15 protein-coding genes are annotated in these 16,893 nt (G+C 41.5%); 8 read left to right on the top strand and 7 right to left on the bottom strand.

What is annotated here, in order from left to right; translation table 11 throughout:
* Positions 1-43 precede the first annotated feature (43 nt).
* Positions 44-1,399, bottom strand: a complete 1,356-nt coding sequence (locus tag KQ486_RS02020) for a YjiH family protein (protein ID WP_246569094.1) — start codon at positions 1,397-1,399, stop codon at positions 44-46.
* A gap of 953 nt (positions 1,400-2,352) precedes the next feature.
* Between KQ486_RS02020 and KQ486_RS02015 the strand changes: the two genes are divergently transcribed.
* From KQ486_RS02015 to KQ486_RS01995, 5 genes are all read left to right on the top strand, one after another.
* Positions 2,353-3,708 (top strand): sodium-dependent transporter, encoded by a 1,356-nt coding sequence (locus KQ486_RS02015; protein ID WP_311379119.1) that lies wholly within the window; start codon positions 2,353-2,355, stop codon positions 3,706-3,708.
* 143 nt (positions 3,709-3,851) lie between these two features.
* Positions 3,852-4,184, top strand: a complete 333-nt coding sequence (locus KQ486_RS02010) for a DUF5327 family protein (RefSeq protein WP_144161379.1) — start codon at positions 3,852-3,854, stop codon at positions 4,182-4,184.
* A gap of 24 nt (positions 4,185-4,208) precedes the next feature.
* Positions 4,209-4,577 carry a DUF423 domain-containing protein gene (locus KQ486_RS02005; protein ID WP_144161382.1) on the top strand — a complete coding sequence of 123 codons (369 nt, stop codon included), beginning with the start codon at positions 4,209-4,211 and terminating at the stop codon, positions 4,575-4,577.
* Between the two features lie 346 nt (positions 4,578-4,923).
* Positions 4,924-5,331, top strand: a complete 408-nt coding sequence (locus KQ486_RS02000; RefSeq protein ID WP_144161385.1) for a hypothetical protein — start codon at positions 4,924-4,926, stop codon at positions 5,329-5,331.
* Between the two features lie 89 nt (positions 5,332-5,420).
* Positions 5,421-5,951, top strand: a complete 531-nt coding sequence (locus tag KQ486_RS01995; RefSeq protein ID WP_144161388.1) for a YwhD family protein — start codon at positions 5,421-5,423, stop codon at positions 5,949-5,951.
* Positions 5,952-6,215: 264 nt separating this feature from the next.
* Here the strand turns inward: KQ486_RS01995 and KQ486_RS01990 are convergent, their stop codons facing one another.
* A complete protein-coding gene (locus KQ486_RS01990) occupies positions 6,216-8,153 on the bottom strand; it encodes a transglycosylase domain-containing protein (protein ID WP_216686628.1) in 1,938 nt (645 codons plus the stop codon).
* Between the two features lie 248 nt (positions 8,154-8,401).
* On the opposite strand from KQ486_RS01990, the gene KQ486_RS01985 reads away from it, so the two are divergent.
* Positions 8,402-8,833, top strand: a complete 432-nt coding sequence (locus KQ486_RS01985) for a YwiB family protein (protein ID WP_216686627.1) — start codon at positions 8,402-8,404, stop codon at positions 8,831-8,833.
* A gap of 3 nt (positions 8,834-8,836) precedes the next feature.
* On the top strand, positions 8,837-10,507 hold the full coding sequence (argS, locus tag KQ486_RS01980; RefSeq protein WP_216686626.1) for an arginine--tRNA ligase: 1,671 nt from the start codon (positions 8,837-8,839) through the stop codon (positions 10,505-10,507).
* A 465-nt stretch (positions 10,508-10,972) separates the two neighbouring features.
* On the opposite strand, the gene KQ486_RS01975 is transcribed toward argS, so the two are convergent.
* From KQ486_RS01975 to KQ486_RS01965, 4 genes are read right to left on the bottom strand one after another with little or no spacing between them, the layout of a single operon-like run.
* Positions 10,973-11,557, bottom strand: a complete 585-nt coding sequence (locus KQ486_RS01975; RefSeq protein WP_216686625.1) for a hypothetical protein — start codon at positions 11,555-11,557, stop codon at positions 10,973-10,975.
* Positions 11,558-11,576: 19 nt separating this feature from the next.
* On the bottom strand, positions 11,577-11,849 hold the full coding sequence (locus tag KQ486_RS14300) for a sodium:solute symporter family transporter (protein ID WP_246569141.1): 273 nt from the start codon (positions 11,847-11,849) through the stop codon (positions 11,577-11,579).
* Positions 11,765-12,814, bottom strand: coding sequence for a sodium:solute symporter family protein (locus KQ486_RS01970; protein ID WP_246569092.1), 1,050 nt, complete (start codon positions 12,812-12,814; stop codon positions 11,765-11,767). Before KQ486_RS01970 ends, KQ486_RS14300 begins: the two co-directional genes overlap by 85 nt.
* A 22-nt stretch (positions 12,815-12,836) precedes the next feature.
* Positions 12,837-13,055: a hypothetical protein gene (locus KQ486_RS01965; protein WP_216686624.1), complete on the bottom strand. Its 219-nt coding sequence runs from the start codon at positions 13,053-13,055 to the stop codon at positions 12,837-12,839.
* A gap of 981 nt (positions 13,056-14,036) precedes the next feature.
* Between KQ486_RS01965 and KQ486_RS01960 the strand changes: the two genes are divergently transcribed.
* Positions 14,037-16,157: a (Fe-S)-binding protein gene (locus KQ486_RS01960; RefSeq protein ID WP_216686623.1), complete on the top strand. Its 2,121-nt coding sequence runs from the start codon at positions 14,037-14,039 to the stop codon at positions 16,155-16,157.
* 41 nt (positions 16,158-16,198) lie between these two features.
* Here the strand turns inward: KQ486_RS01960 and KQ486_RS01955 are convergent, their stop codons facing one another.
* Positions 16,199-16,861 (bottom strand): VC0807 family protein, encoded by a 663-nt coding sequence (locus KQ486_RS01955; protein WP_216686622.1) that lies wholly within the window; start codon positions 16,859-16,861, stop codon positions 16,199-16,201.
* Between the last annotated feature and the right edge of the window lie 32 nt (positions 16,862-16,893).

The following is a 16,893-nucleotide window of genomic DNA, read 5'->3' as shown; positions in this document are numbered from 1 at the left end:
CATGACTGCGGGATCGCTTTTTTATATGATTGTCTATTTAAGATTAAAAGATTAAGTGCGCAATACCGACGATGATTGGTAGAGTAATTGCCGTACGCATTAAAAAGATTACGAGTAAATGCCAGAAGTTCACAGGTACTTTAGAAGCAAGCAGTACACCACCGACTTCTGAAAGATAGATTAACTGTGTCACACTCAAGGCCGCAACGACAAAGCGTGTCATGTCATTGGCAACACCTTCGATAATAATCGCAGGTAGAAACATATCCGTGAAACCGACGAGCAATGTCTCTGCTGCCGCTTTTGCTTCAGGAACTTGCAACACTTCCAAAATCGGAACGAATGGAGTACCGATCCAAGTGAAGAAAGGTGTGAATTCGGCGACGATGACACCTAGCGTTCCGATTGCCATGACAATCGGCAAGACGCCAATCCACATATCCAAGACATTCTTAATACCAATCTTTAAATAATTAATGAGGTTAGGTGCTTTACTTGCACGATCTACCGCTTGCTTGTAACCCCAAGTAATCGCTGTATAATTTTTAGGAATCGATTCATCCAGTGGTTCTTGATCTTCTTTCAAATACGTATCCGAGAATTTGGATAACGGTGGAATTCGCGGCATAATGACTGCGGCAACGAAACCAGCTAATACAACCGTACCGTATAACGGCAAAAACATGTGCATTAAATCAACTTGACGGACGATGGCAATCGTAAAGGTAATGGAAACAACCGAAAAAGTCGTTCCAATGACTGCAGCTTCACGTTTCGTGTAATAGCCATCTTCATATTGCTTGCTCGTTAATAATACACCGATTGTCCCGTCACCTAACCAAGAAGCCAAGTTGTCGACTGTCGATCTTCCAGGTAGTGTAAAGACAGGACGCATGACTTTCGTTAGCAATGCACCGACAAACTCGAGTAAGCCAAAGTTTAGAAGAAGCGGCAACAATAAACCAGCGACTAAAAAGACGGCTATTAGAAATACGAGCAAGTCATTCAAAATCATACTGCCTGTTGCACCAGAGTATACGGCTTCCCAACCAACATTGAAATAAGTGAACAAAACAAAAACCATCGCAAGAACACGAACGATCGTCCAAAATAAATTAACCCGGAACAATGAACCGAAAAAGGAATCCGGGTTCACTTTTTTTGGATCCATTAATGTTATGATATAAACAATGACAGACAATATAGCAGCGACAGAGATTAATAGAACGACCAAAATCAATGCGAAATCACCGAGCAAAGCTAAAAACTGATCGGCTAAAAAAGCAACCGCAATTGTCGTTTCCCCTTCGATCGGAATAGGGACCATGAATAATCCAATCCCGATTAAAGATAAAATGATAAACTTTACATGATGAATACCAGCATACTTTTCTTTCAACGAAAACTCCCCCTTAATATTGAACTTATTTTAAACCCTTATGACTATTTATGCAATATCTAGTATAAATATTTTATTAAAGATTCGTGCTTTCTGGCGCTGAGTTGTTGAATTGTGGCTCGCACTGTTGGCGAATCTGGTGGGACAGGAAATAAAAGAACTTCCACTAAAACCACAGCCATCCTGTGGGTAAAAGAGCTCCGCCGAAAGGCCGATCGAAGCCGCCGAAAAACCGAGTGAAGCCGTCGAAAAATCGAGTGAAGCCGCCGAAAAGCCGAGCGAAGCCACTGATAAATCGAGCAGATCTACCGATAATGAATTGCTCCCTTTTAAAAAACACCTTCTATTAACTAAAATTCGACGTTTTGAGGAGGTACCCCTTTTTTATTTTTCGAAAACCATGGACGCCTTGGTCTAAAATGATGGAATGGACGCTTTAAAGTAAGTAAATAAATTATTTAACAATTTTGAAAATACTCTTAACATTTAGTGGAAGTTCGTGTATACTAATAGTTGGAACTAAAACAACACTTACACAAACAGAAAAAATACACAGAGATGGTTGTAAATAGGGGGGGGGCGTTCTTAATAGTGGTGCATTTCGAAGAGTTAGTCGGCCGATTTGAAGGAGAACTTGGAAGAAATTTATGCAATAAAGAACGAGATTTAGTATCATGGATGGTAAATCAACAAACCCGCAAAAAACAATTCTCAACCGAGAAGCAACATCTCAAACGAAAAACACTGCTCTATTGAGTGGTGTTTTTTTCATGTCACTAAGGTTTAATTAACAGAATAAAAAAATTCCTCTATTCCTTTAATCAATAAATGTGTTATAGTGATAAAAAGTTATTTCTTAACATACATATAATGAACTTAACGTACAAGTCAGGGAATAACGAAAGCTATAAAAGAAGAGTTAGAAATTCTTCATAAAAAAAGAGGTGGATGAGTTGGATCAAAGCAATGGAATGAAAAGAGACGAATGGAAATCAAGACTCGGATTTATGTTAGCTGCCATGGGGTCAGCTGTCGGTTTAGGGAATATCTGGCGCTTTTCATATGTTGCTGGTGAAAATGGAGGAGCTACATTTTTGCTCATCTATATCTTTTTTATTTTAGCGTTCGGCATTCCGTTACTACTGACGGAATTCAGTATCGGGAAAGCTGGTAAGAAAGATGCTGTCGGTTCCTTTATGCGTTTGGCTCCAGGAACAAAGTGGCATTGGACCGGTGTCATGGGTGTGATCGGCGGGACACTTATTTTAAGTTTTTACAGTGTGGTATGTGGCTGGTCCTTGTATTATTTGTTTCATTATTTAATTGGAGACTTTTGGACAGAGCCTACAGGCGGGTTTGGACAAAGTTTCGAAAACTGGACATCAACTACATGGGAACCGTTATTTTGGCAGTTTCTATTCATGATCGCTGTGGTATTGGTTGTTATTCGGGGAATTAAGCGAGGCATTGAACGGGCAAATTTGATCGCAATGCCAGCGCTAGCTATTTTGATGGTTGTTCTCGCGGTGTATTCGTTGACGTTGGACGGAGCGAGTGAAGGATTAGCCTTCTTATTCACTCCAGACTGGAGCCAGTTCGGGAATCCACAAGTGTATTTGGCGGCAATGGGACAGGCGTTTTTCTCACTTAGTATCGGCATTGGTGGGATGTTGACATATGCCAGTTACTTGAAGAGCAACGACCGATTGCCAACTGCAACGGTTGGCATTGGTATCATGGACACAGTGTTTGCCGTCATTGCAGGAATTGTGATTTTCCCGGCTGTATTCAGTTTCGGTGGTGATGTTACTGATGGTCCACCACTAGTGTTCATCACATTACCGAGCATATTTGCAAGTATGCCAGCCGGCGGTCTCGTCGGAATCGGATTCTTTGCTTTATTGGTTATGGCGGCCTATTCCTCCGCATTGTCTATGTTGGAGGTCCCTGTAGCATATGTCCACCGAACGTTAGGACTAAGCAGGAAAGCCGCTGCGATTGTTTGTGGCACCGTCATTTTCGCAATCGGTGTTACGGTTTCTTTAGGTTATGGGATATGGAGCCATGTGACGATTGTGGAAAATAAAAATATATTGGATTCAATCGACTACATTACGGGGAATTATATTTTACCGTTGGGCACTATGTTAATGGCCATCTTTGTTGGATGGTACTGGACGAAAGATCAAGCGATTAAAAGGAGCGAAATCAATACGCCTATACTGCAATCCAGTTGGTATTTCATCATCCGATACATCGTACCAGTTGCCATCTTGGTCATTGCCATCACAAGTATTGTTGATAAATAGGAGTTTTTCTACCGTCCCGGCTAAGTGCTGGGACTTTTTGTTGGTCAACATACGTTTTATGATGAACACAGTCTTCATAGAAGAAATTCAATGCCCATCAATGATATACTATTTAACTGAGAAATGAATACAGGAGGAACACAATGTCAGTTTCTTATCAAGCAATCATTGAAAAGATGATCAAAGAGTTACAATCCATTGACGCGAAAACGTCAACAGATCAAATGAAAGCAAAAATGTATTCCGTTCAATCAATGGCAACATTAATTACAGGGTCAGATTACCATGCCAGTTATGACGGTAAACAAAGTACGTCAAACGTGTCCATTTCTGATCAACCAGAAAATTTTTCAATTGAAGAAGCTGAGGCCAAAGTGATGGGAATGTGGCCAAAATCTAAAAAACAGCAACAGATTGAACAAGGGAAACGACTGGATGAAGATGATGCGAACGGAGACTCCATCTTTGATTTCTAGCAACAGAAAAAAGGAGAAATGAACATGAAAGCATTACTGCTGATTGGTGCAATAAACGGCTTTATCGCGGTTGCACTTGGTGCATTCGGAGCGCACGGACTGGAAGGTAAACTCTCAGAAAAATTAATGGGTACATGGGAAAAAGCGGTCCAATATCAAATGTTTCATACGATAGCGATTTTTGCTACAGGCATCTTAGCACTGAAAACAGGGCTCGGAAACTATGTGACTGCAGGTTGGTTCTTTTTTGCCGGAATCATTATCTTTTCCGGAAGTTTATATCTATATAGTCTGACCGAGACGAAAACTTTCGCAATGATTACACCCGTCGGCGGCGTTGCGTTTTTGATTGGCTGGATCGTGTTGGGCTACGCCATCATGAAAATGGTTTAGTATTTGGCTCTGTTAAAGCTTAGTGTTGACTTTTTAATGTAGAACACTGAGTTGTTGAATTGTGAGAAGCGAAGGTGGCGACTCCAGCGGGTCAACTAAAACCGGCCACGTCCTGTGGCCAACGTTGACACTAGCCCGTCCTAGGCGTCGGAACAGCACGAGTCTCGAGACCCCGCAGGCCGTGACCTTGGGCCGAGGAGGCTCGAGCCGTGCCCGCGGTAAAGAAGACACTGCGATTTATCGCAGATGTCGCCCTTATGCCCTTTGGGTAAAAGCGTCCACCGATAGCGGATCACAATATCAACAACGGACTTTAACAAAGCCTAGTATTTTAGGGGGATAAGAAATGAAGAAGAAGATACTCATAATAACACTGATTCTATGGATGATCCCGTTTGCTTCTTATGCAATGGAAGAAAACGATTATCGCATAGATGTCGAAAATCATTTTCGTGAAGTCGGAAACGAATATGAACTCATCGATTTGCATTTTGTTTTATATACAATGGACGCAGCCTTTACGGAAAAAGAAAATATCCGAAACGAGTGGACGAATCAAATCGACGACCAGATTGCCAGTGAACTACATGATTTCTTTAGTAACGATGAGCTGACCGGTTCAGACTACAATCAACAAGTTCTAGACTATTTAGAACAAAACTTTGAGATTGAAGAGCCGGACGACGGCGGTTTTTTCGCTGCGATCGGAAACTTCTTCAAAAGCATCTTTAACTTCTTCGCAGGTTTATTCTAAAGCGGTTCTGTTTTGTAACAGTTGGAAAATATGGCACAATAGAAATTGACTACTTACAATAGAACAGGAAGTCAAGGAGGTCCATGGTGATGAAATCATTTGATCAAAATAAAAAATCAACAGGAAAAAAGAGTAACCAATTTACCATCATGAAAGATGACCCGATTGACGGCCATCCGGGATTCTCTGGTGGAGGCGCCATCAGTTTAGAGAATATGTCACCGTTGATTGTCGACCCGAATGAAGATCGTGTATGGGTAGACATGGGTGCCATGCACGCTCGAAGTGAAGTGGAAAAACGCATCCGATTTGTGACAGATAAAGAAGAAGTTCCAAACGGTAAACCGTATTGGATTGTCTGGACGACGGTTGAGCGAAGTGAAGCGGGACCTTTTTATTATGGAATCGCAGCCAGTTTCTTGGAAGTCGACCGGGAGGCGCGCCGCGGATATAAAATTCTTGCTGAGCACGTCAATCGCATGGATAAGTCGCTAAAAGGAAGAGTTGTCATCGACCAAATGGATGACCATTCAAAGAAATTATTGAAAGACTTTTTAATCGAATTCAACCCACAGTACTGGGAAAATGCGGAAGATGAATTGAAAGCTGCATTTGATTAATTTTGAATGAATTGTGAACAATGTTTTTTCTGATTGTACTTTTGTAAAATCCTCGTTACAATAGGATTAAACATGGGTCTTTTACATGTTTATTAGGACAAAAAAGCGGGATTGGTCACTGAGAGAGTGATCAGTCCCGTTTTTTTAGGTTTTTTTAGATTGAATATGTTTTTGTGACATCCGTTTTGGTTGGAAAAAACGTGATTGTGTTTCTCGGGTGCACTTTTGTGATGAAGAGCCTTAAAACGACCATAACCGCCTCAATTACTCCGTACACACATTTTTAGGAACGGTTCCTTTGATGAAATACATCAGGCGTGTTCGGTCTTCACAAGCAGGGCCTTGCAGATAACCTGTATCCGGATCAATGTAAGCGCCCGTGACGCCATCCGGAACTTCAAAAGGTTGAACCGGTTTATTTTCGTGAATCTTTTCCATATATTCAGCCCAAATTTGCTTCGCTGCAACGAGGTCCTCTCGTTTTTCGATTTGTTGATGGTCATCGTACCCTGTCCAAACGGCTGTCGTATAATGTGGGCTGTAGCCGATCATCCAGCTGTCATTTGGTGTCGTTCCGGATTTTCCAGCATAATGATGGGTCAGCATCGGTGCGATTGTTGCACCAGTCACCCGGCTATAGCTGTTTAGCCGTTCGTCGAATATCCCAGTCAACAAGTGGGTGAGTACAAAAGCATAATCCCGGTCGAGCACTCGTTCAGATGGTTGTGACGGATGCTCATACAATACTTCTCCATCTTCGTTCGTTATCTTTTTCACGATGTATGGATCGATCGACGCCCCTCCGTTTGCCAATAAGCCATAAGCTTCTGCCATATTCATCACCGATGTAGAACCTGAACCTAACGCCAAAGAAGGAACACTTGGCAAATCGTCTTCAATACCAAACGTACGAGCCGCTTCGATTAAATTATCCGACGTTATAAATTGATTGGTTTTCACGGCATAAATATTATCGGAGATTGCTAAGGCTTGTGCCAACGTAATCGGTCCGTTGGCGTATAGGTCACCGTAGTTGGTAGGTTTATACGTCTTGCCATTTTCCAGCTGAAAAGTCGTTTCCGCACTTTCCAATGTCATTGCCGGTGTGAAACCGTACAATAGTGCAGCATAATAAAGAATTGGTTTAAATGTTGAACCAGTCATTCGGCTTGCTTGAGTCACACGGTTAAATGGTGATTTTTTGTAATCTCTTCCACCTTGAAGGGCAACAATCTCACCGGACTGATGATTGATGGTTACTGTTCCTACTTGTAGCTCTCCTTCTGGAAGGTTCTCTTTAACCGTTTCACTCAAATGCTCTTGTGCTTCAACGTCCATCGTGGTATAAACATTGTAACCACCGTGTTTTAGCTCTTCACGGCTAATATCGAGCAATTCAGCAGCTTGCTTCATGGCAGTGTCCATAAAATACAACGAATCACTGTTCGATTCGTTCGCGACAGCTGTCACAATCGGTACATCTCGGTTCTTTACCGCGTTATATGTTTGTTGATCGATGAAGTCGAGCGATGCCATTCTTCGCAAAATCCATTGTTGTCGTTCGTGTGAGCGTTCATAGTCGTTAAGCGGTGAATAAATCGCAGGCCCTTTTGGAATGCCAGCTAAAAGAGCAGCTTCATCTACCGCTAGATCGCGTGCACTTTTATCGAAGAAATACTGGCTCGCAGCCTCAACACCGTATTGTCCGTGGCCAAAATAAATGGTATTCAAATAGCCTTCAAGAATCTCATCTTTGGTTAAAAACATTTCCAAACGCATAGCAGCCAAGGCTTCTTTGAATTTTCGCGTCCATGTTTTTTCATTGGTGAAATAAAGATTTTTGGCATATTGCTGGGTAATTGTACTGGCACCTTGTCGTTTATCTTGGTGAATGACATTTTGATAAACAGCGCCGCCAATCCGTTTGAGATCGAATCCGTAATGGTCGTAAAAATGCTGATCTTCCGCAGCGGTGAAGGCATTTTTCACGTGCGGAGAGATCTCTTCAATGGCAATATACTCCCGTTGATTGACGAGCGCCTGCGTTTCGAGCAAATTCTCATCACGGTCGAAAAATTGGGTTTGTTGATGAAGATTCGTATCCGGCGGACCTAGTAAATAGGTGAACAATAAAATGACGGCAAACGCCGATAGCATAAAACTACTGACGATCATAGTTAGAAAGAATAGTTTTTTAAACATGTCGAAAACCCCTGAAGTTACGCAAATTTTGGCCGATATTATCTTTATTAGTATGGAAAAATTGGTAAGAATATAAACATGGAGATAAATTTTTTGATAGGGAGGTCGACTTGCGTTAGACTGAAAAAGGTTTTGCATGTTCCAGAAGGGTATCTCTGGTTTTAAAACATTAGTTCTCCATAACATAAAAATGAAGAAAAAAGTTACATAGAACATTACATCATGAGAAAAGTGAGAGGGGAATGGATATGGCAGATCCAATTCGTGTAGATATAGAGGTCAACACGGAAATAATAGATGAAAATGGCGAAGAAACGATCCAAAAGCAAGAAAAGGGTATTTATAGCCACAAAAATGACTTGCATGTGATAAAATATGACGAACAGATGGATGATTTCGGCAAGGTGAAAACGACCTTGATTATTCAACAGGAAAAAATCGTCTTGAAAAGAGAAGGCACATTGAAACTCCATCAAATCTTTCGAATCGGCAATAAAACCGAAGCATTATATACCCATCCATATGGAAGTTTTCGATTAGAGACGTCCACGCATCGGATGGAATTTTATAAAGGAATGAACAAACGCTCTGGTCGAGTTTTCATCGATTATGATGTTGTGATTAACGATCAAGAACCACGCAGACATACCTTGCAGGTGAAGTTTCAAGAGGAGGATTAACACGTGAATATTGTCGCTGAAGTAGAACAGCAACTGAAAAATGAAATCGAAGCAGCTATTTTAAAAGCGGAACTAGCAAGTAAAGAAGAGATGCCGGAAATTATCTTGGAAACACCGAAAGAAAAGGAACACGGTGATTATGCTACGAATATGGCGATGCAGCTTGCTCGAATTGCCAAAAAAGCGCCGAAACAAATTGCCGAAGAAATCGTAGAACAGATTGACACCGGCCAAGCATCCGTGAAAAAAATCGATATCGCCGGACCGGGATTCATTAACTTTTTTATGGATCAGTCGTTTTTGACGAAAGTTGTTACAGAAATTAATGAAGCGAAAAGCCAATATGGAAAAAGCGATCACGGCGCTGGGAAAAAAGTTCAAATCGAATTTGTATCTGCCAATCCGACCGGAACACTCCACTTGGGTCATGCCCGTGGTGCGGCTTACGGAGATGCGCTCGCAAACGTCATGGAGAAAGCAGGCTACGAAGTTGATCGCGAGTATTATATCAACGATGCGGGAAATCAAATCAATTTGTTAGCCAAATCAATCGAAGCTCGCTATTTCCAAGCGGTCGGACATGACGTTGAAATGCCCGAAGATAGTTACCGTGGAAAAGATATTATTGAACTTGCGAATGATTTATATAAAGAGCATGGCAACCATTATGTCGACGTGACAGAGGAAGAGCGGTTAGAAGCCTTCCGTCAACATGGACTGGATCACTTGCTTGAGCGTATTAAAAAAGACTTAGAAGAATACCGTGTGCCATTCGATACATGGTTCTCCGAAACATCTTTATATGAAACAGGCGTGATTGGAACCGTAGTTGATCAGTTGCGAGAAAATGGCTACGTTTACGAACAAGATGGTGCCACTTGGTTTAAGAGTACCGATTTCGGTGATGACAAAGACCGGGTACTGGTTAAACAAGATGGAACTTATACGTATTTAACACCAGATATTGCGTATCACCAAAATAAAATTGACCGCGGATTCGATGAACTTATTAATGTTTGGGGTGCCGACCACCACGGATACGTCAACCGAATGAAAGCGGCAATCCAAGCATTAGGGAACCCAAAAGATATTTTAGACATCAAAATCGTTCAAATCGTTCACTTATACCAAGATGGTGAAAAAGTGAAAATGAGCAAACGGACAGGAAAAGCCGTAACAATGCAAGAGCTGATCGACGAAGTGGGCTTGGATGCAACACGCTATTTCTTCATCATGCGTTCCAATGACTCACACCTTGATTTCGATATGGATTTAGCGACAAGTGAATCCAACGAAAACCCGGTTTATTATGTCCAATACGCACACGCCCGAATCTGCAGCATGCTGAAACAAGCTGAAGAAAAAGGCGTTGATGTCAATGCAGAGGCGGACGTTTCCTTGCTGACATCCGAAAAAGAAATCGACTTATTGAAGCGGTTAGGAGATTATCCGCAAGTGATTGCAGAAGCGGCCAACAAAAAAATGCCACACCGCATACCACAATACGTCTTTGAATTAGCCGGCGACTTGCACAGCTTTTATAACGCTGAAAAAGTCATCGACTTAGAGAACGCAGAACAGACACACGCCCGAATCGCGCTCATTAAAGCCGTTCGTATCGTCATTCAAGATGCACTGAACTTAATCGGTGTTCACGCACCAGAACAAATGTAAAAGTAGTAGCGTAAACTGGCACTGACTTCGGTCGGTGCCTTTTTTATGTGCGCGGTAAAGCGCTGGGTCGATTAACACTGAAGCGGAGCGGATTAACCCTGAAGCTGAGGGAATTAATGCTGAAGGAAGCGAAAATGACGTTGAAGTGGAGCAGATTAATGCTGAAGGAAGCTGAAATAATGCTGAAGCGGAGTGAATTAACCCTGAAGCCAAGCGAATTAACACTGAAGGGTGCTTAAAAAACGCTGAAGCCGAGCGAATTAACCCTGAAGCCAAGCGAATTAACGCTGAAGGAAGCGAAAATAACCCTGAAGCGGAGTGAATTAACCCTGAAGAATTCCCCAAAAATGCTGAACACAGAAACTCTCTCTGCCAGAATGGAACCGAAAATGAATAATCAACATAAAAAACACCCCTCACTTAAACTTTGAGTAAGGGGTGGAATTAGAACGGTGACTTGTGCTCTTAGATTAAATCTTTTCCATTTTCCCACCGTTCACTCATATAGCTCTCATTTTCTCCAGTGTTTGCATTAATAAAAAATGTCTCGTCAATCGGGCCAGTATTCATCGTGACTCTCCAAATCGGTAGGTAGGCTAAAAATAGGTCGGCGATTTCATGCTTTGGTTTTTTCAAAATATATGAGCGATTAATTTGCTGAATTTGAACATCTTTAACGTATTTATTTTCACATTCTTCTAGACTAATTTTGTTTTTTACCATGTTTTCCTGACTGATCTCAATCTCTTGTACGTGAGGAACGCTTTGAAAAACACCTCGGTAGCCGGACACCGCATCGACAAAAATGATATTGGGCAATTTTTTTGGAGGAAATGGTGGCCGTTCAGCGATTACAATTGTTTTCGCTAACCACATCGGATGATAAATTAAATCATAATCGGCCAATTGTTGTTTCACATATTCTTTGTTTACCTTTGTTTTTAGTTTATTTTTCAATCCAATATTTTTATAAATAAACTGATGAAGGTTGTCTTCTGTAACTACCTGTCGTTCACCAATTTGTTTCACGGTCATTTTTGTTTTCGTCAACACATCAATCACCTTTTCCTCATCCGTTCGTATCTTCTAAATGTGTATGATAAAACTCAACCAAATCCTGTTTCTCTTTCGGTGGCGGTGCAGTCATTAAGCTAACGACAATTATAAAAATCAATGAAATCGGAGCAGCGATGATTGGCTCGGCATTTGTCGGCAATACACCAGATGTGATGAGTATGACAAACGTTATGGCCCCACTTAGCATACCAGCCAACGCTCCTTGTGTATTCGCCCGACTCCACCAAATACCAAGGACGAGCGGAAACCCAAAAGCGGAAAGCAGGAAGCCGCCGACCCAGCCAACATAATTCCACCTAGTATGGCCGGTAAATAATGGTCAATCACCGATACGAAAATCATATCCGTATTTTCCAAGGTATCTATAATGCCGAGGCTAGCACCTGCTGAAGTAACGATGAAACCTGAGACAAATAACGTTAAATAAATTAAACATGCCCACATTGAAGTGCGCCGGGCAATTCTTGGACTTTTGGAAGCAAAATTACGCATAACGACGGATGGCGAAATGATCCCAAACCATAAAAAGGCAATGAATAAACCGAAGTAAGACATCCATGGCTGAGTTATATCACCAAACGCCGGGTCAGTACTTAATGCATCACTGATCAAAGCACCAATCCCGTTATGATCCATTAAAATTGCTAAGGCCAATATGACAATTCCAACAATCATAATGATGCCTTGAATCAAGTCCGTGTACGTTATCGCCCACATGCCACCGAGCGCCGCATACAACGTAAAACCCAACCCGAGTACAATCACCGCGGTTGTATAATCAATGCCTAAAACATATGATCCAATGATCCCTGAAGCAGTTAATTGAGGAACCATATAAAATGTCATGCCGACACAAACGATGACGGCAGCCACAATTTGAACAGAACTTCCAAATCGCTGGTTAAAGAACTCTGGAACCGTTTTCACACCAGAGCGACGAATTTGCCCGGAAATCAAAAACATCGCAAATGGCATAATAGCAATGACACCAAAAGCGTAGGTAAAGAAATAAGGAACACCTAAGGCAACACCTGAGCCGACTGCACCAAGTAGCGAACTCGAACTGGCAACTGCCGCAAAAATAGCAAATGCGCCAACAAATGTGTTGATGCTTTGTCCGGCTGTAAAATAATCACTTTCGGACTGTCTGGCTCGACGATAGAAATAAATCCCGATGACAGTCAATACAACTAGATAAATAAACATGATAATAGATTCAGTGACTTGCATAATTTACCCTCCTCACTACCATCTAGGAATCGTTGCGATCTTCAATCTTTTCAATCCAAATCACATAAACAATTGCTAATAAAAACCAGAAAAATAGCCCAGCAAACATCAGCCAGCCTACTAAGGAGATTCCATATACATACACCTCTGCAGGCCACCAAACAAAGACCATGAGGGCATAAAGAACCAAGAAAATCATTAAGATTAAACCAGGATCTTTGAATTTTGATCTGGATGCCATGATTCCACCTCCCTTCGGTGATGACTGCATTACTTGGTAACACTAAAAACCTATGAAATTAGGAGAAAAACTATTAACCATTAGATGGCATTCGACAAAATGATAGATCAAAGACAGAAAGCTAGTCTGGGTTTTTAGATTTCGATATATTCTGACTTATTTTTCAACTTCTATTAACAATCCAAAAAACCTTTTTAAAAAATAAAATTTTGTTTCAAAACTCTGTTAAAACTTAATGTAGATTTTAAAGTGAACTAGCACTGAGTTGTTTAATTGTGAGAAGCGAAGATGGTACGAATTGTATGCTCTCAAGCACGGAACAAAAGGATTTATGCATCCTTCCGTGTTTGAGGAGCACTCTCAAGCACGGAACAAATGAATTTATGCGTCCTTCCGTGTTCGAGAAGCGTTCTCAAGCCGGGAAGGAAAGGAAAAGTGCGTCCTTCCGTGTTCGAGAAGCACTCTCAAGCACGGAACAAATGAATTTATGCGTCCTTCCGTGTTCGAGAAGCGCTCTCGAGCCGGGAAGGATAGGCAAAGTGTTGTCTTCCGTGTTCGAGAGGCGCTCTCAAGCACGGAACGAATGAAATTTTGCGTCCTTCCGTGTTCGAGAATCGCTCTCAAGCACGGAACAAATGGATTCATGTGTCCTTCTGTGTTCGAGAAGTGAACACTTCCGTGAACTTTCTAGATCCCTTCAATCCCCAAAAAAGTTCCCCTAAATACGCCACCCCCATATAACTACAAAATAAAATCTCCCCCCAAACAATTGTCTGAAAATAAATAAATCGATTGACTGAATGCTCATTCATTGTATAATAGAGCTAAATAATACTTAGTTTGCGAGCATTTTTAAGCGAAATGCTCATTGTTTAGACGAAATAATTCAGATTATTCCTTTTTAAAACAAAATTTTTTGTTAAGATAGTTTATAAGGAATAATCAATAGTCAGTTCATCATAAGATTATGGGGGGAAAAGAATGGAGACGTTGTTGATCATTAATGCGCTTGCCTTTCTTGCTGTAACGGCCTATGCGATTTTCTTATTCGTACAAATCGTCCGAACAAGAATTGCTTATATAAAGCTCGGTCGAAAAACAGAGTTCGACGAAGGGGTCAAACAGCGCCTGAAAGATGCATGGGTGTATGTGTTTGGACAGAAGAAGCTGTTGAAGGATAAAAAATCCGGTGCGATTCACGTTATGTTTTTCTATGGATTTATTTTAGTGCAGTTTGGTGCAATCGATTTCATTTGGGCTGGACTCGTACCAGGCTCCCATTTGCCACTAGGATTTTTATATCCAGGCTTTAAGTTTTTCCAAGAGATCGTAGCATTAGTTATTCTATTTGCGGTCATTTGGGGATTCTATCGTCGTTATATCGAAAAACTTGTCCGCTTGAAGAAGACTTTTGCAGCGGGTCTCGTATATTACTTTATCGGATCACTAATGATAACCGTTTTAGCGGGTAACGGAATGTCAATTATTTGGCATGGAAAAGATCTCACTTGGACAGAGCCCGTCGCATCCTCGATTGCATGGGCGTTCAGTTGGATGAATCCAACCGCAGCAGCAGCTGTATTTTTCGTCATGTGGTGGATTCACTTGCTCGTGTTGTTGGCTTTCTTAGTGTACGTGCCACAGTTCAAGCACGCTCACTTGATTGCAGGACCTGCAAACGTATTGTTCAACAAAGATAAGAAACATGGTAAATTGAAAAAAATCGACTTCAATATTGATGAGATGGAAGAATCAGATGAAGAACCAACATTCGGTGCAGGTAAGGTAGAAGATTTAAGTGACCTTCAGTTACTGGATTTATATGCCTGTGTTGAATGTGGACGCTGTACAAATGTTTGTCCGGCATCTGGATCAGGTAAAATGCTTTCCCCGATGGATTTATTACTGAAAATCCGTGACCACTTATCGGAAAAAGGAGCGGCAATTACCGGACGCTCTGCTTGGGTACCGACATATGCATTCGCAGGACGTACGGGAAATCAAGTAGCAGATGAGCCGAATGGAACGCTCGCTCAACAAGTCATGGAAAAAAATCTAATCGGTGACGTTGTGACAGAAGAAGAGTTATGGGCGTGTACGACATGCCGTAACTGTGAAGATGCATGTCCAGTTATGAACCAACACGTCGATACAATTATCGACCTTCGTCGTTACCTAGTGATGACAGAAGGAAAAATGGATCCTGAAGCGCAGCGTGCGATGATGAACATTGAGCGTCAAGGGAATCCATGGGGACTTTCCAAGAAAGATCGTGAAAATTGGAGAGACCAAGACGAAGATCTAAAAGTACCTACAGTGAAAGAATTGAAAAAAGAAGACGAAGAATTTGAATACTTATTCTGGGTATCTTCCATGGGCTCTTATGACAGCCGCAGTCAGAAGATCGCTCTAGCGTTCGCTCGCTTGATGAACAAAGCAGGCATTAAGTTCGCTATTCTTGGAAACAAAGAGCGTAACTCCGGTGATACGGCTCGTCGTTTAGGAAACGAATTCTTATTCCAAGAGCTTGCAGAGAAGAATATTAAAGAATTCGAGAAAAACGATATTAAGAAAATCGTTACGATTGACCCACACGCATATAACATCTTTAAAAACGAATATCCTGATTTTGGTCTTGAGGCTGAAGTGTTTCACCATACAGAGCTTCTTGCCGAGTGGATTCAAGAAGGTCGCTTGAAGCCACAAAAAGCAATTCATGAAAAAATAACGTACCACGATTCTTGTTACCTTGGACGTTATAACGACATTTACAACCCACCGCGTTACATTTTGGAACACGTACCAGGTGTTGAAGTCGTTGAAATGGAACGTAGTAAGGAAAACGGCATGTGCTGTGGAGCTGGTGGCGGTTTGATGTGGATGGAAGAAACAACTGGAAACCGCATCAACGTCGCACGTACAGAACAAGCTTTACGTACAGAAGCAACGACGATCTCCAGTGCTTGTCCATTCTGTCTGACGATGATCAGTGATGGTACAAAAGCAAAAGATGTTGACGAAACCGTTCAAACACGCGATGTTGCTGAAGTATTAGAAGAATCAATCTTCGGAGCTCCAGAAAAAGAAGATCAGCCAGCGTAATGATTTCATAAAAAATAATTCCCTAGAAAGGTAGCGAGTGACTATCTTTCTAGGGAATTTTTATTTGTACTATTATGTTGTAGCATGCCATGCGATTGTAAATACTTCTGAATTGGTATACTTGTGTAAAAAAACAATCCCATAATCATACCACCGAAAATCCACCCAGCCACTCGTAAGTAAATTAACATGGCCTCGTATCCATCAATCCCGTACTTTTGAAGTAGCCACATCTTAAAAGAAGCTAAAGTGACTCCCCGGACAACAAAGAGAAGTTGAATCCGTTGAAACCACTTGAATATTGGCGGTTGGTTAAAAAGAATCTTGCTTTCGGCAGGGTCAAACCCTTGTAAGGAAACAAAATCGACAGCAAAATATATCGCTAGTGGCTTTCGTATTACTAAAAAGAATGCATGCAACCCGGCGATTGCAAATCCAAAATAAACTTGATACCAAAGCATTTTTTCTGCCGACCCCGCAATCAAATCAAGCGACGTACCGACCAGTAATGTGGTGATGATGAAAATCCCAGTAATATTCACCCGACGTTCATGCCAAAAACGATAAAGCGTATAGATAAATCCAGGCACCGTTGATAGAAGCATCGCTGGATAATCACCAATGAGTTCTCTGCCTTGGTTCCAAATGAGTAACGGTAATCCGATATAGAAAATTATATCTAAAAAAGCTATTTTTCTGTTCACTTATAGCTATCCCTCCCTATGAAACTTAGTTC

It is taken from the genome of Allobacillus halotolerans, assembly GCF_018967645.1.
Taxonomy (GTDB): Bacteria; Bacillota; Bacilli; order Bacillales; family Alkalibacillaceae; genus Allobacillus; species Allobacillus halotolerans.
Note: the sequence above shows the minus strand (reverse complement) of the source record. Positions and strands in the feature narration are given on the sequence as shown.